Below are 19,507 nucleotides of genomic sequence, written 5' to 3'. Positions count from 1 at the left end.
GGGACTCGGCAAGGAAGTGCCGGCGGTCGGTTCCGGTGGCTCCGCGACCTCGGCGGCCTTCCCCACGCAGGGCTGCCACCCAACGTACGCACGCCCGAACCGGACCCTCTATGCCCTGCGCGCCAACGCACTGACGACGCGTGCCACGTTCCCGGCCGAGCACGTCGTCACCGTCCGGCAGGGCCCGCGCGTCGTTAGTTTTGAGGCATGACCGGCACAGCAGCGTCCGTTCCCCAGGAGCCCTCACCCGTCCAGACCGACGTCCGGGTGAGGGGCGCTCGCGAGCACAACCTCAAGGACGTGGACCTGACGGTCCCACGCGACGCGACGGTGGTCTTCACCGGCGTCTCGGGGTCGGGCAAGTCCTCCCTCGCCTTCGGCACCCTCTACGCGGAGTCGCAGCGGCGCTACCTGGAGTCGGTGGCCCCGTATGCCAGGCGGCTGATCGACCAGGCCGGCGTCCCCGACGTCGACTCGATCACCGGGATGCCTCCTGCCGTCGCCCTGCAACAGCAGCGCGGAGGGCGCGGCGCCCGCTCGTCGGTGGGCAGCCTCACCACGCTGTCGTCCCTGGTGCGCATGCTCTACTCGCGCGCCGGCGACTACCCGGACGATCAGCCGATGCTCTACGCCGAGGACTTCTCCCCCAACACCGTCCAGGGAGCCTGCCCGCGGTGCCACGGCATCGGCCGCGTGTACGAGGTGACCGAGCGGAAGATGGTGCCGGACCCCTCCCTCACGATCCGCGAGCGCGCGATCGCCTCCTGGCCGACGGCCTGGCACGGCCACCAACTGCGCGACGTCCTCGTCGCGCTCGGGTACGACGTCGACGTCCCCTGGAAGGACCTGCCGAAGAAGGACCGGGACTGGATCCTCTACACGGACGACACCCCCTCCGTCCCCGTCCATTCCCGGCTCACGCTCGCCGAGGCGCGCGAAGCGATCGAGGCGGGTGACGAGCCGAGCTACCAGGGCGCGTTCGTCGGGGCGCGCCGCTACGTGCTCGACACCTTCGCCCACACCAAGAGCGCCTCGATGAAGCGCCGCGTCGCCCGGTTTCTCGACGTGGCCCCCTGCCCGTCCTGCCACGGCAAGCGGCTGAAGCCCGAAGCCCTGAACGTCACCTTCGAGGGGCTCGACATCGCCGACTTCTCGGGCCTGCCGCTCCGGGAGCTCGTCCTGCTGCTGGACCGGGCCGTCGCGGACGCCGCACAGCAGGTGAACGCCGCCGGCACCACAGAACCACCCGGCGCGGCCCTCCCCGCCGACGCGCGCCGTGAGGCCGTTCGGCGGCGCGTCGCCGCCGGCGGCTCCGCCCACACGGCCGCGCCCGACGTACGCCGCACCCCGAACCGGTCGGTCGAGAAGCCGGCCACGACGGCACGCCTCGGCGCGGAGCTGCTCGACCGCCTGCGCCCCGTCATCGACCTGGGGCTCGGCTACCTCTCCCTGGACCGCGGCACGCCCACGCTCTCGGGCGGCGAGCTGCAGCGCCTGCGGCTGGCCACCCAGCTCACCTCGGAGCTCTTCGGCGTCGTGTACGTGCTCGACGAGCCCTCGGCGGGGCTGCACCCGCAGGACGTGACCGCACTGCTCGGCATCCTCGACGGGCTCAAGCGCCGGGGCAACAGCCTGTTCATCGTCGAGCATTCCGTCGACGTGATGCGGCACGCCGACTGGCTCGTCGACATCGGCCCCGGCGCGGGCGAGCGCGGCGGCCGGGTCCTCTACAGCGGGCCGACCGAGGGCCTCGCCGATGCCGGGGAATCGGTGACCCGCGGGTACCTCTTCGGCGGCAGCGGTCTCGCCCCGCACGCGCCCCGTCGGCCGAGCGGATGGATCGAGCTCGGCGGCGTCACCCGCAACAACCTGCGGGACGTGTCCGTGTCGATCCCCAGGGGCGTCCTCACCGCCGTGACCGGCGTATCCGGATCGGGCAAGTCGAGCCTGGTCAGCCAGGCACTACCCGCGCTGCTCGCGGAGGGTCTGGGGGGTGCCGTGCCGGTCGACGAGGCCCCCGAGGACGACGAGCTGCTCCTGGACGATTCCCCCGGCAGGCTCGCGGGCTCGATCGAGGGGGACCTGACCGGCATTCGCCGCGTGGTCAGCATCGACCAGAAGCCCATCGGCCGCACGCCCCGCTCCAACGTCGCCACCTACACAGGCCTGTTCGACCATGTGCGCCGCCGCTTCGCGCAGACACCCGAAGCACGCTCCCGTGGGTACAAGCCCGGCCGGTTCTCCTTCAACGTGGCCGGCGGCCGCTGCCCGACCTGTGAGGGCGAGGGCTGGGTGATGGTCGAACTCCTCTTCCTCCCGTCGGTCTACACCGAGTGCCCGGACTGCCACGGCACCCGCTACAAGGACAGCACCCTGGAAATCTCCTGGCGTGACCGGAACATCGCCCAGATCCTCTCGATGAGCGTCGAGGAGGCCCACGCGTTCTTCACCGGCGAGGAAGAGATCATGCGGTCCCTGTCCGCGCTGATCGACGTGGGGCTCGGCTACCTCCGACTCGGGCAGCCCGCCACCGAGCTCTCCGGCGGGGAGGCCCAACGCGTCAAGCTCGCCGGCGAGTTGCAGCGCGCCCAGCGCGGAGACACCTTCTACGTGCTCGACGAGCCGACCTCCGGACTGCACTGCGCCGACGCCGACCGCCTCGTCACCCATCTGCAGACCCTCGTCGACGCGGGCAACACCGTCGTGATGGTCGAACTGGACATGCGTGTCGTCGCCGCCGCCGACCACGTCATCGATCTCGGGCCCGGCGCGGGGGAGGCCGGCGGCACCGTCGTCGCCGCCGGCACCCCGGCCCAGGTCGCCGAGAGAGGCGTCGGGGCGTCGGCGAAGTACCTCGCCGCGGCGCTCGACGAGTCCGCAGCGCGGCAGCGCTCCGCTTGACGGACCGCACCGGCTTCGTGTCGGCTCTGTGTGCACGGCGCGTCTTGGGGGCGCTGCCCGAGAGGGGGCTGAGGTGGGGTTCGGCTAGGGCTTGGGGCGGGCGCGCGGGGGCGTGCTCGGGTGGTAGGCCGACACCGGCGGTGGCTACGGCGGCGAGCTGGAAGCGCTACGGCCCGAGCCAGCTCGTCACTTCGCCGGCCGAATCATTTGGGGCGGGACAGACGGCGTGCGCTACCACCCGGCAGGTGGCGCAGGTCCTTAGCGTTCCGGAGCGCCGCGTCACGTCGAACCTCGACCGGCTGTTGGACGACGGTCTGCTGGTGGTTGCCTCGGACAGTGCGTCCGGAGTCCAACGCTCGTACCTTCTGCCCTCGCCGCCGCCGACGAGGCCAAGCAGACGTCGGGTACGTGATGCGGAGCGGAACACCGCTGACGGTCGCCGGTTGGCCACACCAGTGACCGTCGCGACCGTTGAGGTGTGTTCGCTCTTCGGCTGCGCTTGGCGGTGCCGCGGTGGCGGACGCAGGAAGCTTCGCGTTGGCAGGAGGGAGCACGGGGCAGTTTTGTGCGGATGCGTTTGCAGCGGGGCGCTCTCCATCGGGTGCACCTTCCAGCCGCACTTCGGTATCTCCGTCACGTGGCTGTCCGGGGCGGGAAGCACTCTTCGGGGAGGCGTCTTTTCAAGCGCGCTCGGTACGACCGACCAGCGTACGCAGTACCGGCCGCGGCTGGAGCAGCAGATCGTGGTTGAGGCAGCAGGCCAAGTCATCGCGCGGACCCTGCGCTCCGCTCAGGGCTGGAGTGTTGTGTGCTGGCGGGCATGACCCCATTGTGGCCATCGGCGCGGTGGTGAGAGGCCGACGAGTATGACTGCCCTGTGTGCAGTGAGGCTGCCGACGTCCAAGCCGAGGAAGACGTCGATGTCGCCGGTTTCGATCACGTGCAGGCCCCTCCATCACGCTTTCGTCCGGCCTGCCACGGCATCGAGCTGTCGCATCCACGTTACGGAACGCTCTTTCAGCCTTGGGTGACGCCGGTACTCAAGCCTTTCATCAGCGGTCCGTGCGGAGCCACGAGAAATGTAACGGGGGCCTTGACGCTCACACTGCCGCAATCTCCCGGCACGCATCCGCCGCGCCGCCAGCCCCCGGATGCGCACACCAGACGGCGCCCGTGCGCCGGCATCGGTCGACGAGGCACTATCGGCTTCATGACCTCCTCGCCCACCGCCCCCGACGAACGGTCCGCGATAGGAGCAAAGCCCTCCTTGAGCGCTGCCCCGTACGAGCACCCAGACGCCCGATGCCTGACCCGGGCCCTGCGCGCCGAACAGCTGGCCCTGTATGGCTTCGCCGACGATCCGGACACCACCCCGGAAGCGGACTTCGACCCGCCCGGCGGGTTGTTCCTCGTAGCCCGCTTGGGCGGCCAACCGGTCGGGTGTGGAGGGGCACGCCTCCTCGGCGAGACCACGGCGGAGGTCAAGAGCATGTACGTCGCCGAACATGCGCGTGGCCAGGGGATCGGCCGCGACATCCTCAAGCGCCTTGAACGACATGCCGCGGCCTGCGGCGCCACACGGATCGTGCTGGAGACCGGCCGACGCAACACCGCCGCACTGGCCCTCTACGGCCGCGCCGGATACGAGCCATACCCGTCATATGTCCCCGGCCGCGACCACCGAGTGAACCGGGCCATGACGAAGTCCCTCGGTGGCCGCACCCCCTGAGCCCCGGATCACTCCGCGCCGGGCCGCCGGTGGCGCAAGTGTTCGCCCACGTCGCCTCGATAGTGGGCATGCCCCGCTCGAAGAGGCGGGCCGGCTTCAGCACGGCAAGTCGAGGGATCGGCGGGACCATTGCCGCCAACTCCACTTATCCGAGTGAATCTTGCTCCTGGACCGGGTGATTCCTTCCGCCCGGCCGGTCAAATAGGTGCAACGTATTGCGAGAAGCCCACGGAGAACGGACTCACCTGATGACCTTGTTCGGAGTCGACGAAGTACTCCTCGCCGACCGCGAGGAACTGACGGCGCCGGCGCTCCGTATGCGCGTGAGCGAAGCCGTCGACTCGGTCTCAGCGATCGTCGGGGAAGACCGCGACGCTCTGCTGAAGCGCATCCTCAAGTTCACGAACCTGCCTCGGCTCGCCGACGCCGACGATCACGATCTGCACGAGCTCATGTGGGAACTCCAGGCGTGCGAGCGGGAAGGTCGGAGGGGCTACCGAGCGCGGCTCCGGCGCATCACCAGCGTGCCGCGACCGGGCGACATCGGTCGCCTCCCGCGCCCCCGCTGGGCCAAGGCCGCCACGGCGGCCGGCCTCTGTCAGCTATGTGGCGACGCCTACGCTCGGAACGCCATGATCGGGCGCGCGAAGTGGGGCAGCGAACTTGCCTCCCTCTATGTCCCGATGGGATGGCTGTGCTGGCACTGCACGGTGAACCGCCGGGATCGGCCGCGCCGCCGCGATGTGCTGCTGCGGTTGTTCCACGGCCTGTTCGCCGGTGACGGGATCGGGATCAACGGCCACGAGTCCCGGGTACTTCTCGAATGGCTGACGGAGAAGCCGGCGCTGGCGACCAGCAAACCCTGGACCAGCGACCCGCTGGACGAAACCCTGGCGCGGCTCCGTACCGGCGCATCCGAGAGGAAGCCGATCGTCTGGCTCGCCGAGACGACCGCGCGCACCATCGTCAGTGTGCTGCAGGAACCTGCCTCCAGGGGCACCTTGTCTGCCCCGGACGACGAGCTGCTCTCCTCCGTCGTCCAGCACTTGGCCGAATGGGCCACCAACCCTGCAGGAGTGCCGCACTCCCGGTACGGGACCGGCCACCGGTTCCGGCAGCGTGTCCTTGCCGTGACGGAGAATCCCACGCTCTTGTCCAGGAGCGGCGGCCCGTACTTCCTCTTCCAGTGCCAGGTCACCCGTACCGGGAACCTGGTCGACCCCGACAAGGAATCCTGACCGCACGGACAGGGTGCCGTCCCTGCCGCCAGCGCATGGCCGATGCCGGTCCTTACGGGGGAGAGCTCAGAGGCCGAGCGCGACGAGCACGTTCAACTTCGGCCCCAGAGCGGCAACATCCTCGTCCCCACTGCCCACGTGAAAATGTGCGCGGACCTGGGCGCGGAGCCGTGATGAACGGGGACCGCTGCGGCAAGGCGGCCTCATTCTTTGACGGCAGGTGAAGTTGCCCTTCGCGTGTCTGGAAGGGCGGTTCGTCGAACCACGGGTCGCGGTGGGTTGCGCGGCGGCGCAGCGGTCGGGGCAGGGGCGGGAGTGGCAGCAGGGCGTGTCGCCACTCGCTGGTGCCCACCGTGCCTCTCCGGCTCCGAGGAACCGTCGTCGCCATGTCCATCGTTGCCCTGGTCATCATCCCGCTGCTGGTCCTGGTCGGCCTGGTGCTCGTCGGCGTACTCGGGGCGAGGGCGCCCGGGGGGCCAGTGGCTCGCGCTGTGGAGCACCGCGGATCGCCGAACCGGCCGTGGCCGGCTGAAGTCCGTCCTCCGCCTTCGTTTCGCCGACTCGGGCTGAGAATGGAAAGGGCTCGATGTAGCCGGTGGTGAGCGTCGGGCGGTCTGGTCAGTTGTCCAGGCTCAGTCTGACCTCTGCTGATCTGGTCCGGGCGAAGCTGAAGTCGAAGTGTTCGACCTTGCCCCAGCCATTGGCGAACGCGCTGCGTACTTCGCCCCTGGAGCTGTGAATGTGCAGCGCGGCGAAGTCGTCGTCGGCTCGGGTGTCCTTGACCCAGCCATAGACGCGGAGGTTTCCGTTTTTGCAGGCAAGGCGGTATTCGGCTTTGGCGCCGTGGATGGTGGTGACCTTGTGGGCTCCGCAGGTGGCAGCGCCGGCGTCGGTTGCGGTGGCGATGAGGATGCCTGATGAGGCGAGGAACAGGGAGCTTGCGGCGACGAGGACGCGGTGTGGACGCGGCAAGGGGGTTCCTTTCACTGGGGGCCGGCTCGGTGGTCGGAGATCCGCCGATCGAGACCGTACGCTGCTTTCTTCACCGTTTCCGTAGTCGCTGTCTGTAACCACCTGAAAGGTGTACCGGCTGCGAGTGCGGTGTTGCCTCTGGATCTCGTGGCTTCGCGGCTCCGGATGATGTGTCAGCGGCTTCGGTTCTGTGGGGTGGGCCGCGACGTGTGTTCGGGTCGCTCGCCGGTGAGCCTCGTTTGGTTGTGGGTCGGTACGGCGAAGGGGGGTGTTGTCTTCGCGCTCTCGGCTCGCTTGTCTGCCGCGCTCGGTGGCGCCAAGAAGGCCGCGGTCTCGTGGGCCGCGTGGCGTGCGGAGGGCGGCGAGGTCATCGACGCGGAGACGGGGCTCTCGACGGCGTGCTGGTGGTGTGTGAGGGGGAGTGCCGCTTTGCGGCGTACTCCGTACGCGCTACGGCTGGATGTCCGCCCCGGTCCGCGGGTTGGCCTTCGTGCCGGGGCGCCGGGGGCGCAGGGTCGGTCGCCGGGCTGGTCCTTGCGGTTCGCCCCCCTTACTTCTGGAGCCAAGAGGGCACAGGTCAGGGCCGGTTACGGAGAGATCCGTAACCGGCCCTGAGTCATTCCCTGGGGCCGGCTGGGCCGTCGATGGCCTCCGACCGAGGTCGGCGGGCGAGGGCCGCTCGGGCGGTGGTCATGCGGAGCGGTACGCCTGATGGCCGGCTTCGCCGTCACCCCGGGGTGGTGGGTCAGTGGCGGCCGTTCTGGCCACCCTGGTGGTGGTTGCCGCCCTGACCGGCGTGGCCGTTCTGCCCCTGACCGGCCTGTCCCTGGCCGTTCTGGCCGTTCTGACCGGCCTGGCCGTTCTGACCGGCCTGGCCACCCTGACCGGTCTGTCCGCCCTGGCCAGCCTGACCGTTCTGGCCGGCCTGGCCGTTCTGACCCTGGTTGCCGCTCTGGCCGTTCTGGCCGTTCTGCGTGCCGTTCTGGCCGGTTCGGGGGCCCTGGTGCTGGTGGTTGCCCTGGCCGGGGTGGTTCTGGTGGTTGCCCTGGCCGCCGGGGCGGGGTGTGCCGCCGCGGTTCGGGCGGCCGTGGTCGTGGCCGTGGCGGCCGCCGAGGTCGCCCAGGTGCCAGCCGTCCCAGCCGTGGTTGTGGCGGCCGCCCCAGGTGAGGTCGTCGACGAACCGGCCGCGGTCGTTGCGGAGGGTGGCGGTGTCCGTGCGGTTGTCCCAGACGTAGGTGCGGCGGTCCTGGTAGACGTCGCGGTAGGTGTCGCGGCCGATGCCGCTGTGGACGCGGACGGTGGCGCGCCCGGCCAGGCGGTAGTGGCGGAAGGTGTAGGTGCGGCCGTCCTCGTTCGACAGGGTCCAGCCGCTCAGGTTCACGCTGCGGCCGGAGGTGTTGGTGATGTCGATCCACTCCTGGTTCAGGGAGCGGTTGGAGCCGTTGTCGAAGCCGGGGGAGTCGTACTGCGCACCACTGATCACCACGCCCGAGCGGTACGGGGCTGCCTGGTGGGGGCTGGTCTGGGCGGAGGCCGGCAGTGCGGCCACGCCGAGCGCGGCGCAGGCGGCTAGAGACGTGGCCGCGATGCGGGAGATCGAACGAGAAGACATCAGCAGTGCTCCCCTTGGGGTACGCGTCCCTGCCGACCAGCGTGAACAGGTCAGGAGCGGACGTTGTGCGGATCCCGGCCGGTGCCGAGGACCCATAGCTTGCCCTTCCGTCCGGCCTGAGCGGGGATGCGTCGTTTCGTGTTGCTGTATGCGGATATTTTCGTGACGGTCGCCTGTAGTGCTCAACCAACTTCACGGTCGGGGGTGCCCAGTTCGCGGGCCTGTGCATCCATCCCTTGATCAGCGCGATGGAGGCGGTCTCCGGTGGCGCCGCCCGCCGCGGTGCCATCCGGCGACCCGGCAAAAAAGCCCCCTTCGGTGCGTAACAGGAAAATGCGACCAGCAGACGAACCGGTTCCCGCCGCACGTGGACCGGAATGCGTGAGCTGGCGGGCGGGAGGTGTCCGTGCACCAGGAGGGGGTGGCGCGGGCGGGACTGACCCGGGCGGTGAGCCGGGTGGTGGCACCTGGCCGGCGGGACGGTTCCGGTCCGCACGTTCCGGTCCACGCCGTGGCACGCGCCGAGGAACCGCTCTCGCGGCGCGGGCCCGGCTGCCGGGCTGGGCCGCCACCGTCGTGTCCACGGCACGGGACGCCCTGCGGTGGCCGGCCGGACGGCGCGTGTCTGATCATGCTCAGCCGTGATCCGGACGTCGACGTCCCGGTGCTGTCCCGACCTCGGCGCCCGGAGCCCGGCGCAGACGGCCATGGCCGGCTGCGCGGAGGTGCTCGCCGGTCTGGCGTCCACCAGCTGGAGGAGTCCACGAAAAGGCGATCGTACGTTCGAATGATGTGCTTGGTTGATGTCGATGAATCGACCTCGATGGTGTATGTCGGGACAAGTGTCCATATCGACAAAGACATCCCCTTGGGGGATCGCACAAACCCCCCGCCGGTGCCTGCGGTTTTTGCCCGGGCACCCCCGCTGAGCAGGCCTTTCCGGCGCCCGCGTACCAGTCGCGCCCCCATGACCCGCGTGTTGGGATCAAAGGGTCGGCCGTGCTCCCGTGCCTGCGCGTGGAAAGGGGTGGTCTCCGTGTCCCGACCCGGAATCCTGGTGGTGGGGGCGGGTTTCGCCGGAGTCGGTTGTGTCCGCCGGCTGGAGCGCGAACTGGAGCGGGGAGAGGCGGACGTCACCCTGGTGACGCCGTATTCGTACCAGCTCTACCTTCCGCTGCTGCCCCAGGTGGCCTCCGGCGTGCTCACCCCGCAGTCGATCGCGATCTCGCTGCGGCGGAGCAGGAAGTACCGCACCCGGATCGTCCCGGGCCGGGCCATCGGCGTGGACCCCGAGGCGAAGGTGTGCGTGGTGCGGACCCTCACCGGGCGCATCCTCAACGAGTCCTACGACTACATCGTGCTCACACCCGGCAGTGTGACCCGCACCTTCGACATCCCCGGTCTCACCGAGTACGCGGTCGGGATGAAGACCCTCGCCGAGGCCGCGTACATCCGCGACCACGTCATCTCCCAGCTCGACCTCGCGGACGCCAGCGACGACCCCGACGAGCGGGCCGCACGGCTCCAGTTCGTGGTCGTGGGCGGCGGCTACGCGGGCACCGAGACGGCGGCCTGTCTGCAACGGCTCACCCACGCCGCCGTGGAGCGCTACCCCCGCCTCGATCCGGGCCTGATCCGCTGGCATCTGATCGACATCGCCCCCAAGCTCATGCCCGAACTCGGCGACCGGCTCGGGCGGCAGGCGATGAGGATCCTGCGCCGCCGGGGCGTCGACGTCTCGCTGGGGGTGTCGGTCGCGAAGGTCACGGAGGACGAGGTGACCTTCACCGACGGCCGGGTCATCCCGACGTACACGCTGATCTGGACGGCAGGCGTGGTCGGCAGCCCGCTGATCGACAGCTTCGACGCGGAGAAGATCCGGGGGCGCCTGAAGACGACCGCCGAGATGACCGTGCCCGGCCAGGACGGCATGTTCGCCCTCGGGGACGCCGCCGCCGTGCCGGACCTCGCCAAGGGCGGCGACGCGATCTGCCCGCCCACCGCCCAGCACGCCATGCGGCAGGGCAAGGTGGTCGCGCACAACGTCATCGCCTCGCTGCGCGGCGAGCCGCTCAAGCCGTACGTCCACCACGACCTCGGTCTCGTCGTCGACCTCGGCGGCAAGGACGCCGTATCCCGGCCGCTCGGCATCGAACTGCACGGCATCCTCGCCCAGATCGTCGCCCGCGGTTACCACTGGTCCGCCCTGCGCACCGGCGTCGCCAAGGTCCGCGTCCTGGTCAACTGGCTGCTCAACGCCGTCGCGGGCGACGATTTCGTCCGCACCGGCTTCCAGCGCGGGCGCCCGGCCCGGCTGCGGGACTTCGAGCACACCGACGCCTGCCTCACGCCGGATCAGGTCCGCGCCGAGGTGGGGCAGGCGGAGTCCGCCGGGAAGACCGAGGGGAAGGGGCCCGGGGCGGCCTGAGCTTCTCCGCTTCGCCGTACGGCCTTTGCCGTTCCGCCGCGTGCCGCGTTCCTCCCGCGCTACGGGGTGAGGCGAACGGCGAGGGCCGTCGTCATGCCCGGACGCCGGCCCTTGTGCCCTCCGCCAACCGGCCGTCCGGGCGGACGCGTTGCTTCCGCCGGGCGGCCAGACCCCGCCGACTCCGGAGGGCAGAGGAGGTCCCCCGGGCCTCCCGCCGCGGTGGGGCTACCGCTTGATGCCCACCCCGGTCCACAGGCTGACCTCCGCGTCCGTGTCCGTCGGCTCCGTGTCGGGGCGCCAGCGGTGGCCGACGGTGATGCCGGGGGCGAGGAGGTCGAGGCCGTCGAAGAAGCGGGCGACCTCCTCGCGGGAGCGGAACTGGACCGGGGTTCCCGCGTTGTTGTAGATGTCGGTGACCTTCTGCCAGGTCTCCGGGTCGAAATCGGGGGTGCAGTGGCTCAGGGCGAGCGCGCTGCCGGAGGGGAGTACGTCCAGCAGGCGGCTGACGATGCCGTACGGGTCCCGGTCGTCCGGGACGAAGTGCATCAGGGCGTTGAGGGACAGGGCGACCGGCCGGTCGAAGTCCAGGACCTCCGCCAGTTCGGGGGCGTCGAGCAGCGACTGCGGGTCGTTGACGTCCGCCTCGATGTAGGTCGTACGGCCCTCCGCCGTGCTGCGCATCAGCCGCTCGGCGTACTTCAGGACGAGCGGGTCGTTGTCGGCGTACGCCACCCGCGCGTCGGGGACCACGGACTGGGCCACCTGGTGCAGGTTGGGCTCGGTGGGGATGCCGGTGCCGATGTCGAGCCACTGCCGGATGCCGTGCTCCCGGGCGAGGACGCGGGTGGCGCGGTGCATGAAGGCGCGGTTCTCGCGGGCGCAGGTGAAGATGCCCGGGTAGACGGAGGCCACGTTCTCGGCGGCCTGCTTGTCGACCTCGAAGTGGTCCTTGCCGCCGAGGTAGTAGTCGTACATGCGGGCAGAGTGGGGCCTGCTGGTGTCGATGTCCCGCGCCGCGTGTGAGTTGGTCATCCTCTTCCTTTTCGGTGAGTCGCCGGGGCGTGCGTGTGCGTGGGGGGAGAAGCCGGCCGCTGGTCAGCCGCTCGTCAGGTGGTCGGCAAGGCCCCGCTTGACCCCCGCGACGAACGCGGTGATCTCCTCGGGGGTGTAGATGAGGGCGGGTCCCGCCGGATCGGTCGACTGCCGCAGCGCGACCCGGCCGTCCGCGAGCTGCTTCGTCTGCACGCACTGACCTCCGTTGGGGCCGCTCCAGGGAGACTCCCAGCCCTGCTCGCCGAGGTCCGACGCGGGCATTCCGTTGTAGAAACTGCCGTTGCTGGTGGTCATGAGTACTCCTTGCGCATGCGGTTCAGGAGTGCCCTGCTCTGCGTGTCGGAGGTCAGCAGGGACATGCGGTTGTGCGCCTCCAGATGGGCGACGACCTCGGCGCGCTGGTCGAGGTACATCGCGCCGGAGAGGATCTCGCTGTAGACGATGTCCGGAAGCTCGGGTTCCTCGAAGCGGAAGTAGGTGAAGGGGGCGCACGCGCCCACGTGGGCCCCGGCGGTGAACGGCACGATGTCGACGCTGACGTGGTCCAGTTCGGAGATCTCGATCAGCCGGTCTATCTGCTCGCGCATCACCTCGGCGCCGCCGACCACCCGGTGCAGTACGGCCTCCTCCATCACGACCCAGAGCGTGGGCGCCTCGGGCTTCTCCAGCAGGGCCTGGCGGCGCAGCCGGAGGCCGACGCGGCGCTCCAGGTCCTCGTCGCCGTCGTTGGGGAAGCCGCCGGCGAGTACGGCGCGTGCGTAGCGGTGGGTCTGCAACAGGCCCGTGACGTAGTGGGGTTCGTAGGTGCGCAGGGTTCTCGCGCCGGTCTCCAGGCTGACGTACGCGCTGAACCAGCTGGGCAGTACGTCGCGGTAGGTGTGCCACCAGCCGGGCTCGTTGGCACGGTCGGCGAAGGCGACGAACTCGGCGATCTCGGTGGCGTCGGCGCCGTACGTCTGAAGCAGCTTCTCGACGTAGAGGGGCTTGAGGGCGACGTCCGCCTTCTCCAGGCGGCGGATGGTCAGGGGCGTGACCCTGAGCGCCCGCGCGGCGTCCTCCAGGGACACGCCCGCCTCCTGGCGCCGCTCCTGGAGCTGCCGTCCCAGGATCATGCGCAGGACGGTGGGCGCGCTGACGCCGCCCGCGTTCGCACGCCCTTCACTCACGTCCAGCCTCCTGACGCTCTGTCACCGACACGAGTGTGACAGGCACTTGATGAAGCAACCAGAGGGATACCCGGCTTTTTGAAATTATCAGGGAGCCGGTTGCAGGGTGAACTCCGATGCGAGCATAGTTATTTGAGTGAATCGCAGTCTCGATCACGGTCAACGTCGCGTCCCCTGAGGCAAGTTGATCAACTTGCCCGCTCCGACCGAGTCCGTCCGACGGAAGGCAACCACCGTGTCCCCCCACACGACTTCCTCCCCCGACCTGTTGGACGTCGCCGACCCGGACCAGGCGCACTGGATCGAATTACCCTCGCACCGCTCCAGCGTCCGGGTCGCCCGTCGCTGTGTGCGCACGCGGATCGACGGCTGGGGGCTGTCCGGCGAACTGTGCGCGGACGCCGTGCTGCTCGTCTCCGAACTGACCACCAACGCGGTGCGGCACACGCCGAGCGTGCGCATCCTGTGCGGTCTGGGCATGGTCTCCGCGGGCTGTCTCCGCGTCGAGGTGCACGACCACGACTACTCCGGCCAGGGCCTCGCCCGCTGCGCGCCGGAACCCGACGACGAGAGCGGACGGGGACTGCTGCTGGTCGGCGAACTGGCCGACGCCTGGGGGGTGGACCGCTCACGGCTGACCGGGGGGAACGCGGTGTGGGCGACGCTGCGGGCCTGACGGGGGACGGCCCGCTCGTACGACGGGATCCGCGCCCTCAGCCGGTCCTCGCCGACTCGTCGAAGAAGTCGATGATCCGGGGCAGGGCCTGCCGTACCGACCCGTTGTGGTCGTAGTCGCCGACGTCGGTCAGCCGGGGTGCGGCGCCGTTCCTCGTCAACTGTCCCGCGCAGTAGGCCGCGTGACGGAAGTCGACGTCCTTGTCGCCCCGGCCGTGGAAGATCTCCACCGGTACGCCCGGGTGCCAGTCGCAGGTGTGGTCCAGCGGGCGCAGCCTGTCCGCGAGGACGCCGTCGGGCTTGCGGATCTTGTTCAGGAAGTCCTCGGTGAACAGGTTCTTCGAGGCCGCCGGGAGTGCGGCGGCGATCTGCGCGGAGGTGTGCCGGCCGTCGAAGAGGCCTTCCACCGTGCGGTCGTAGGGGGAGCGGAAGGCGTCGGCCGGTGATGCGTAGAGGCCGTACATCCGGTTCCAGGCGGTGGCGAAGTAGGCGAGGTAGAGCCCGGATTTCGCGATCTTGTCGTCGGCCGCGGCGGCCTCGAAGGCCGAGAGGTCGAAGGGGCCGCCGACCGGGGCGAGCGCGCCCGGCCGGAAGTAGGGGCCGGCCTCCTGCCGCCGCAGCGCCCGGCCCGTCAGCATGGTCGCGGGGCCGCCCTGCGAGAACCCGCTGACCTGGACCTCCCGCTTCAGCTCCCGGCCGTCGCGGCGGGCGACGGTCCGTGCCGCGCGCAGGCCGTCCACCGAGGCCGCGACCGTGGCGCGCGGGTCACCGTAGGGGTGGAAGCCCTCGCCGGAGCCGAGGCCCACGTAGTCGGGCGCCGAAACGGCCCGCCCGGTCGAGGCGAACAGCAGCGCGGCCAGCCGGTCGTTCGACTGCGGATTCACCGAGGCGACGTCATCGCGGTGGACGGTGGTGCCGTGCAGCCAGGAGACGGTGGACAGGTGGCGCGCGCCGTTCCTGGGCAGGACGACGAGCTGGCTCGCGGTCGTGGGCGCGCCCGCGCTGTCCGTGGTGCGGTAGGCGACCCGGTAGGCGGTCACGCCGTAGCGGACCCGGGACGAGTCGATCTTCCCCTGGAGTTCCCCGGCCACTTCCTCCGCCGTCAGGGCCGCCACCCGCTCGACGGAGACGACGGTCCCGCCACGCGCCTGGCCGCCGGGAGCGCCGGCCGCCGACGCCGGGACCGGAACGGCCAGAGGGGAGACACAGCCGAGGACCAGAGCCCCGGCCACGATCCGGGTTTTCGTCTGCCGTGAAGTCATGGACGGATCGTGCCCGTCGGCCGTACCGCCCGGACATGGAGCAACCCTCCGCATCACGCGGGGAAAACCCCCCGCGGTGCGTGGGGGCTTCCCGAAAAGCGCTGTTCCGGGGCGGAGCCAGGCCCTACGTTGCTGCCGGTGACCAGCGACCCCTGTGAGCCGGCGGAGTCCTCCTCCGCCCCCGGGCTCTTCTCCCGGACGTATCTGGCCGTCACGGCGAGTTTCGCCGCCGTCATGTTCCTGACCGGGTTCGCGGCGCTGGCGGTGATGCCGTTGCTGCCGGTGGCCGCCCGGGACCTCGACGGAGTCGGTCTCTACCCGCTGGTGGCCGGGGCGTTCGTGGCGGCGAGTCTGCTCGGCGGGGTGCTGGGCGGGGCGTGGGCGGACCGGGGCGGGGCCCGGCGGCCGCTGACCGCCGGGGTGATCCTGTCCGTCGCGACGCTCCTCGTCTCCGCGACCAGCACCACCATCTGGCAGCTGGCCCTGGGACGCTTCACCGACGGGATCGCGGCGGGCCTGGTGGCCGTGTCCGTCAACGCGGCCGTCGGGCAGTCCTACCCCGATCATCTGCGCGCCCGCGTCCTGTCCCTCATGAGCGCCTGCTGGATCGTGCCGTCACTGGCCGGCCCGCCGCTCGCCGGATTCGTCGCCACACGGTGGTCGTGGCACGCGGTGTTCTTCGGCCTCGCCGGGCTCACCCTGATCCCCGCGGTGGCCGCGGTGCTGCTCCTTCGCGGACGGCCGGGCACGGCGCCTGAACCCGTGCGTTCCGGGGCGTCCGTACGGCGGCCCGCGCTGCCCGCCGCGCTGGCGGTGAGCGTGGCCGCGGCGCTCACCCAGTACGGCGTCACCGCCTGGGACGTACGGCACGTGGTGTGCGCGTCGGCCGGGGTGGCGTTGCTCGTGGCGTTCGCCCCGCGCCTGCTGCCGCCGCGCACCTGGCGGGCCGGTGCCGGACTGCCCGCCACCGTGCTCCTGCGCGCGCTCACCTCCGGCGCGTACTTCACCCTGGAAGCCTTCGTCCCCCTGATGCTCAGTACGGCGCGCCGGGTGCCGGGCACGGTGACGGGGCTCGCGTTCACCGGGGCGGCGCTCGCCTGGGCCGGGGCGTCCTGGGTGCAGGGGCGCCTGCATCACCGGGTGCCGAGGCACCGGCTCGTCGCGGTCGGGGCCGCGATCATGGCGGTGGCGGTCGTCGTGGCGGCCCTGTGCACCGTCCCGGCGGTGCCCTCGGCCGTGGCGGTGTCCTCGATGGTGGTGGCCGCCGTCGGCATGGGGCTCGCGACACCGTCCCTCACCCTGCTGTCCCTCGCGCACACTCCGGCCGGCCGGCAAGGGTACGCGAGCGGCGCGCTGCAGACCGCGCAGAACCTCGGACAGACCCTGGTCCTGATGGTGACATCGGCTGTGTTCACGGCACTCTCGGCGGCGTCGACCGGTCAACTCCCCGCGTTCACCGGTGCGTTCACGCTCCTGATGCTTCCGGTCGCGGGAGCCGGGTGTCTGGCGGGGCGGACGCGGATCACGGCCGCGGGCCGGCAACGCGCCTCGGGGCAGCCCGTCGCCGAGGCGGACAGGGGGATGTGAGGGCTCGGGGGCAACAGCGCGGGTCACGACCGATGGCCGTCGCCCGAGGGCCGCCACTACGGTGGCCCGATGCCATCGACGCCGTACCGCTGCGCGCTCCTCGTCATCGACATGCAGGACGAGTCGTTGCCCCTCATGCACCGCCCCGACCGGACCGTCCGCACCCTCGCGGATCTGAGCTCCCGGGCGCGTGCCGAGGGCGTTCCCGTCATCACCGTGCGACAGCGGGGCTGCGGCGACACCGTGCCCGAACTGGCGCCACGTGAAGGTGAATCGGTGGTCACGAAGACCACTGCGGACGCCTTCCTGAACACCGGCCTCGACGCGACGCTGGTCCGGCTCGGCGTGACCGAGCTGCTGGTCACCGGTTTCGCCACGGAGAACTGCGTGGAGACGACCGCCCGCCAGGCCCTCAGCCGCGGCTACGACCTGGTCCTGGTGGCGGACGGACACACCACGTCCGTCCGCCCGCAGCCGACGGACTTCGTCCCGCCCGACCAGTCGATCGCCCATCACAACGAGATCTACCGGCACATCGACTTTCCCGACCGCAGCGTGCGCGTGCTGCCCGCCGCAGAGGTCGACTTCATGGCGCCCCAGCCCTCGTAAGGGCGTGTTCCTGGCGGACGGTTGCCGTCCGGGCCGTCGCAGTCGGGCGGCCGCAGGGTCGTTCGGGCGTCGGTCAGGCATATGCAGAACGACCGTGCGGCCGACACCGACCGCAACCTCTCCCCAGGGCCTTGCCGTTACGTGAGGTATGAGGGACGGCGCGCACGGGCAGGGAAGCGACCGCCGAGCACCCGGTGAGGTGTACTGGTTCCGGCTCGACTGTCGCGACGACGACTGCCCGTGGTGCCGTGTGCTCCTGCTCCCGGAGCACGCGGGCGACGACGAACCGCCGTCGCCCGCCCCTCGCCACGACTGCCGACGGTGCCGCCTGTCGCGCGCGGTGGACCTGGTACGGCTCGTGATGGTGCCCTTCGCGTCCCTGGTCACCGTCGCCGCCGCCCTCACCACCACCCTCAGGATCCGATGATCCCCGCGACCCGTCCGAGGTCCGCGACCCGTCCGGGCCGGGCAGTGCCTTGTCCGCCGTCGCGCCGAGCGCGACCGCTCATCGCGGCACCGCCCCGCTCACAGCGGCTCCTCCTCCGCCGGCCACCCCTCCCGCTCCCGCGCCCGGCGCCGTACGACGACCACGAGGTCCACGAGTCCGAGCAGCGCGAAGACGGCGCAGATGGCGGCCAGCACGCTCAGTTCCATCGCGGTGGGGTTGCTGACCGGCGTGGATCTGCTCGCCCACACGCTGAAGACGACCGTGCCGAACAGGAAGGCCAGGACGCCGATCGCGCTGAGCACCAGCCGCAGTTTCAGCGCGCTGCGTGCCCTGACCGGCTCGGTGCCGGTGCGTTCCCAGCGGCGGCCGACCAGGCCGGAACGCGAGCGCGGAACGCCCGCCGGGTTCGCCGGGGATTGCCGTCGCCGCATGAGAGCCTCCCGCTGTCGCCGAGGGACGGAGCCCGCCGCCGGTCCGCGGACGACGGCCCGTGAACGGTCTGCCGGGTTCCGCCGCGCCCCGCGTACCCGGACGCGCCCGGCACAATCACGCCCTCCGCCGCCGACGGACGCGCAGGTGTGTCCGAGGGTGCCGGGGGCAGTCGCAGGGGGAGCGGGGAAACCCCGCCGAACGAGGAACCCCGCCACCGGACCGCACTCGTCGGCGGACTCGGCCGACGGACTCATGGGGAGGTCCCATGTCCACCACTGAAACGCTGATCGCCATCATCGTCCCCATCGTGGTCATCCTGGCGCTGATCACCTTGGCTGTCTTCTTCGTGGTACGGCGCCGCAGGCTGCGCGAGCGCTTCGGACCCGAGTACGACAGGGCCGTACGCTCCGGGGACGGCAGGCTGTCGGCCGAGCGCGAGCTGCACTCCCGGGAGAAGCGGCACCGCGATCTCGACATCCGCGAGCTGCCCCCGGGCGCCCGTGAGCGGTACGCCGAGGACTGGGACAAGGCCCAGCAGGAGTTCGTGGACCACCCCGACCGCAGCGTCACGGACGCCGACCGGCTGGTCACCCAGCTGATGCGGGACCGCGGCTATCCGACGGAAGGCTTCGAGCAGCGGCTCAAGGACCTCTCCGTGGAGCACGCGAACACCCTGGAGCAGTACCGCGCCGCCCACGACATCAGCCGGCGCAACGAGAACGGCGAGGCGACCACCGAGGAACTGCGCGGCGCCATGGTGCACTACCGCGCCCTGTTCCAGGAACTCCTCGGCGGCACGGGCGGCGCACACCGGCGCGGGGGCTCGCCGCACGCGGCCTGACCGTACGCCCCAGCACGCGGCCCGACCGTACGGCCCCAGGACAAGGAAGGGAACTCGCCATGTCGCACGACACCCACACCGACGCCACCGACGGCGGACTGACCACCGAGGATCTGGCGCATCCCGAGCGGCGCGCCGCGCCCGAGTCGCCGCCCGCCTATCCCGGCGAGGGCACCGCCACGCCGGAGGAGCGGGCCGGGGGCCGGACGGCCGGCGGCGCCGACGAGCGGGCGCCCGGCGGGCAGGGCGCGCGGCCGCCCGAGCCGGACGCCGAGCCGCTGATCGAGCCCGAGCAGGCGGAGGACTACCGCGAGCGCTGGACGCGTATCCAGGGCACCTTCGTGGACGACCCGAAGGACGCGGTCCACTCGGCCGACGCGCTGGTGGCCGAGGTCATCCAGTCCCTGGCCGAGACCTTCGCCGACCACAAGAAGGAGCTGGAGGACCGGTGGAGCCGGGGCCAGGAGGTCGAGACGGAGGGGCTGCGGGTGGCGCTCCAGCAGTACCGCACCTTCTTCAACAAGCTGCTCCACGCCTGACGGCCCGTCGCGCGT

17 protein-coding genes are annotated in these 19,507 nt (G+C 71.1%); 10 read left to right on the top strand and 7 right to left on the bottom strand.

The genetic code is table 11. The features are described from left to right. The first annotated feature begins 207 nt into the window (after positions 1–207). The 3 genes from AB0898_RS16535 (at position 208) to AB0898_RS16525 (ending at position 5,868) form a co-directional block, all read left to right on the top strand. Positions 208–2,901: an excinuclease ABC subunit UvrA gene (locus tag AB0898_RS16535; protein ID WP_366803627.1), complete on the top strand. Its 2,694-nt coding sequence runs from the start codon at positions 208–210 to the stop codon at positions 2,899–2,901. Positions 2,902–4,111: 1,210 nt separating this feature from the next. Beyond that, on the top strand, positions 4,112–4,630 hold the full coding sequence (locus AB0898_RS16530; protein ID WP_366803626.1) for a GNAT family N-acetyltransferase: 519 nt from the start codon (positions 4,112–4,114) through the stop codon (positions 4,628–4,630). A gap of 248 nt (positions 4,631–4,878) precedes the next feature. Further along, positions 4,879–5,868, top strand: coding sequence for a hypothetical protein (locus AB0898_RS16525; protein WP_366803625.1), 990 nt, complete (start codon positions 4,879–4,881; stop codon positions 5,866–5,868). A gap of 618 nt (positions 5,869–6,486) precedes the next feature. Here AB0898_RS16525 and AB0898_RS16520 read toward each other — a convergent pair. Continuing rightward, positions 6,487–6,840, bottom strand: a complete 354-nt coding sequence (locus AB0898_RS16520) for a hypothetical protein (RefSeq protein ID WP_366803624.1) — start codon at positions 6,838–6,840, stop codon at positions 6,487–6,489. A gap of 745 nt (positions 6,841–7,585) precedes the next feature. Next, a complete protein-coding gene (locus AB0898_RS16515) occupies positions 7,586–8,452 on the bottom strand; it encodes a lamin tail domain-containing protein (RefSeq protein WP_366803623.1) in 867 nt (288 codons plus the stop codon). A 1,027-nt stretch (positions 8,453–9,479) separates the two neighbouring features. Here AB0898_RS16515 and AB0898_RS16510 point away from each other — a divergent pair. Then, a complete protein-coding gene (locus AB0898_RS16510) occupies positions 9,480–10,880 on the top strand; it encodes an NAD(P)/FAD-dependent oxidoreductase (protein ID WP_366803622.1) in 1,401 nt (466 codons plus the stop codon). Between the two features lie 225 nt (positions 10,881–11,105). Here the strand turns inward: AB0898_RS16510 and AB0898_RS16505 are convergent, their stop codons facing one another. The 3 genes from AB0898_RS16505 to AB0898_RS16495 form a co-directional block, all read right to left on the bottom strand. Continuing rightward, positions 11,106–11,912: an SAM-dependent methyltransferase gene (locus AB0898_RS16505; protein ID WP_366803621.1), complete on the bottom strand. Its 807-nt coding sequence runs from the start codon at positions 11,910–11,912 to the stop codon at positions 11,106–11,108. A gap of 63 nt (positions 11,913–11,975) precedes the next feature. Further along, positions 11,976–12,227: a DUF397 domain-containing protein gene (locus AB0898_RS16500; RefSeq protein ID WP_366803620.1), complete on the bottom strand. Its 252-nt coding sequence runs from the start codon at positions 12,225–12,227 to the stop codon at positions 11,976–11,978. Continuing rightward, a complete protein-coding gene (locus AB0898_RS16495; protein WP_366803619.1) occupies positions 12,224–13,099 on the bottom strand; it encodes a helix-turn-helix transcriptional regulator in 876 nt (291 codons plus the stop codon). The genes AB0898_RS16500 and AB0898_RS16495 overlap by 4 nt, the downstream gene beginning before the upstream one ends. Before the next feature lie 235 nt (positions 13,100–13,334). Between AB0898_RS16495 and AB0898_RS16490 the strand changes: the two genes are divergently transcribed. Continuing rightward, the gene (locus AB0898_RS16490) at positions 13,335–13,775 is read left to right on the top strand and encodes an ATP-binding protein (RefSeq protein WP_366803618.1); all 441 of its coding nucleotides are present in this window, start codon (positions 13,335–13,337) and stop codon (positions 13,773–13,775) included. Between the two features lie 37 nt (positions 13,776–13,812). On the opposite strand, the gene AB0898_RS16485 is transcribed toward AB0898_RS16490, so the two are convergent. Beyond that, complete coding sequence (locus tag AB0898_RS16485; protein WP_366803617.1) at positions 13,813–15,036, bottom strand: hypothetical protein; 1,224 nt, start codon at positions 15,034–15,036, stop codon at positions 13,813–13,815. A 234-nt stretch (positions 15,037–15,270) separates the two neighbouring features. On the opposite strand from AB0898_RS16485, the gene AB0898_RS16480 reads away from it, so the two are divergent. The 3 genes from AB0898_RS16480 to AB0898_RS16470 all read left to right on the top strand — a co-directional run bounded on the left by AB0898_RS16480 (position 15,271) and on the right by AB0898_RS16470 (position 17,659). Next, positions 15,271–16,623 (top strand): MFS transporter, encoded by a 1,353-nt coding sequence (locus tag AB0898_RS16480; RefSeq protein WP_366803676.1) that lies wholly within the window; start codon positions 15,271–15,273, stop codon positions 16,621–16,623. 69 nt (positions 16,624–16,692) lie between these two features. Next, the gene (locus tag AB0898_RS16475) at positions 16,693–17,232 is read left to right on the top strand and encodes an isochorismatase family protein (RefSeq protein WP_366803616.1); all 540 of its coding nucleotides are present in this window, start codon (positions 16,693–16,695) and stop codon (positions 17,230–17,232) included. 250 nt (positions 17,233–17,482) lie between these two features. Then, entirely contained in the window at positions 17,483–17,659 is a 177-nt protein-coding gene (locus AB0898_RS16470) for a hypothetical protein (protein ID WP_366803615.1), read from the top strand. 98 nt (positions 17,660–17,757) lie between these two features. Here AB0898_RS16470 and AB0898_RS16465 read toward each other — a convergent pair whose 3' ends face one another. Then, on the bottom strand, positions 17,758–18,111 hold the full coding sequence (locus AB0898_RS16465; protein WP_366803614.1) for a DUF6343 family protein: 354 nt from the start codon (positions 18,109–18,111) through the stop codon (positions 17,758–17,760). A gap of 266 nt (positions 18,112–18,377) precedes the next feature. Between AB0898_RS16465 and AB0898_RS16460 the strand changes: the two genes are divergently transcribed. Together AB0898_RS16460 and AB0898_RS16455 are read left to right on the top strand one after the other, a co-directional pair. Continuing rightward, positions 18,378–18,953 (top strand): hypothetical protein, encoded by a 576-nt coding sequence (locus tag AB0898_RS16460; protein WP_366803613.1) that lies wholly within the window; start codon positions 18,378–18,380, stop codon positions 18,951–18,953. A gap of 59 nt (positions 18,954–19,012) precedes the next feature. After that, positions 19,013–19,492, top strand: a complete 480-nt coding sequence (locus AB0898_RS16455; RefSeq protein ID WP_366803612.1) for a hypothetical protein — start codon at positions 19,013–19,015, stop codon at positions 19,490–19,492. Positions 19,493–19,507 lie beyond the last annotated feature (15 nt).

It is taken from the genome of Streptomyces sp. NPDC005435, assembly GCF_040703155.1.
Classification (GTDB): Bacteria; Actinomycetota; Actinomycetes; order Streptomycetales; family Streptomycetaceae; genus Streptomyces.
The sequence above is the reverse complement of the archived record's forward strand: the minus strand, read 5'-3'. Positions and strand labels throughout refer to the sequence as shown.

What these genes read in the sequence shown, in the direction of transcription:
- AB0898_RS16455 (WP_366803612.1), top strand. Translation starts at nt 19,013, where the DNA reads ATGTCGCACGACACCCACACCGACGCCACCGACGGCGGACTGACCACC.
- AB0898_RS16475 (WP_366803616.1), top strand. Translation starts at nt 16,693, where the DNA reads ATGCCATCGACGCCGTACCGCTGCGCGCTCCTCGTCATCGACATGCAG.
- AB0898_RS16500 (WP_366803620.1), bottom strand. Translation starts at nt 12,227, where the DNA reads ATGACCACCAGCAACGGCAGTTTCTACAACGGAATGCCCGCGTCGGAC.
- AB0898_RS16535 (WP_366803627.1), top strand. Translation starts at nt 208, where the DNA reads ATGACCGGCACAGCAGCGTCCGTTCCCCAGGAGCCCTCACCCGTCCAG.
- AB0898_RS16505 (WP_366803621.1), bottom strand. Translation starts at nt 11,912, where the DNA reads ATGACCAACTCACACGCGGCGCGGGACATCGACACCAGCAGGCCCCAC.
- AB0898_RS16460 (WP_366803613.1), top strand. Translation starts at nt 18,378, where the DNA reads ATGTCCACCACTGAAACGCTGATCGCCATCATCGTCCCCATCGTGGTC.
- AB0898_RS16530 (WP_366803626.1), top strand. Translation starts at nt 4,112, where the DNA reads ATGACCTCCTCGCCCACCGCCCCCGACGAACGGTCCGCGATAGGAGCA.
- AB0898_RS16465 (WP_366803614.1), bottom strand. Translation starts at nt 18,111, where the DNA reads ATGCGGCGACGGCAATCCCCGGCGAACCCGGCGGGCGTTCCGCGCTCG.
- AB0898_RS16480 (WP_366803676.1), top strand. Translation starts at nt 15,271, where the DNA reads ATGTTCCTGACCGGGTTCGCGGCGCTGGCGGTGATGCCGTTGCTGCCG.
- AB0898_RS16485 (WP_366803617.1), bottom strand. Translation starts at nt 15,036, where the DNA reads ATGACTTCACGGCAGACGAAAACCCGGATCGTGGCCGGGGCTCTGGTC.
- AB0898_RS16525 (WP_366803625.1), top strand. Translation starts at nt 4,879, where the DNA reads ATGACCTTGTTCGGAGTCGACGAAGTACTCCTCGCCGACCGCGAGGAA.
- AB0898_RS16515 (WP_366803623.1), bottom strand. Translation starts at nt 8,452, where the DNA reads ATGTCTTCTCGTTCGATCTCCCGCATCGCGGCCACGTCTCTAGCCGCC.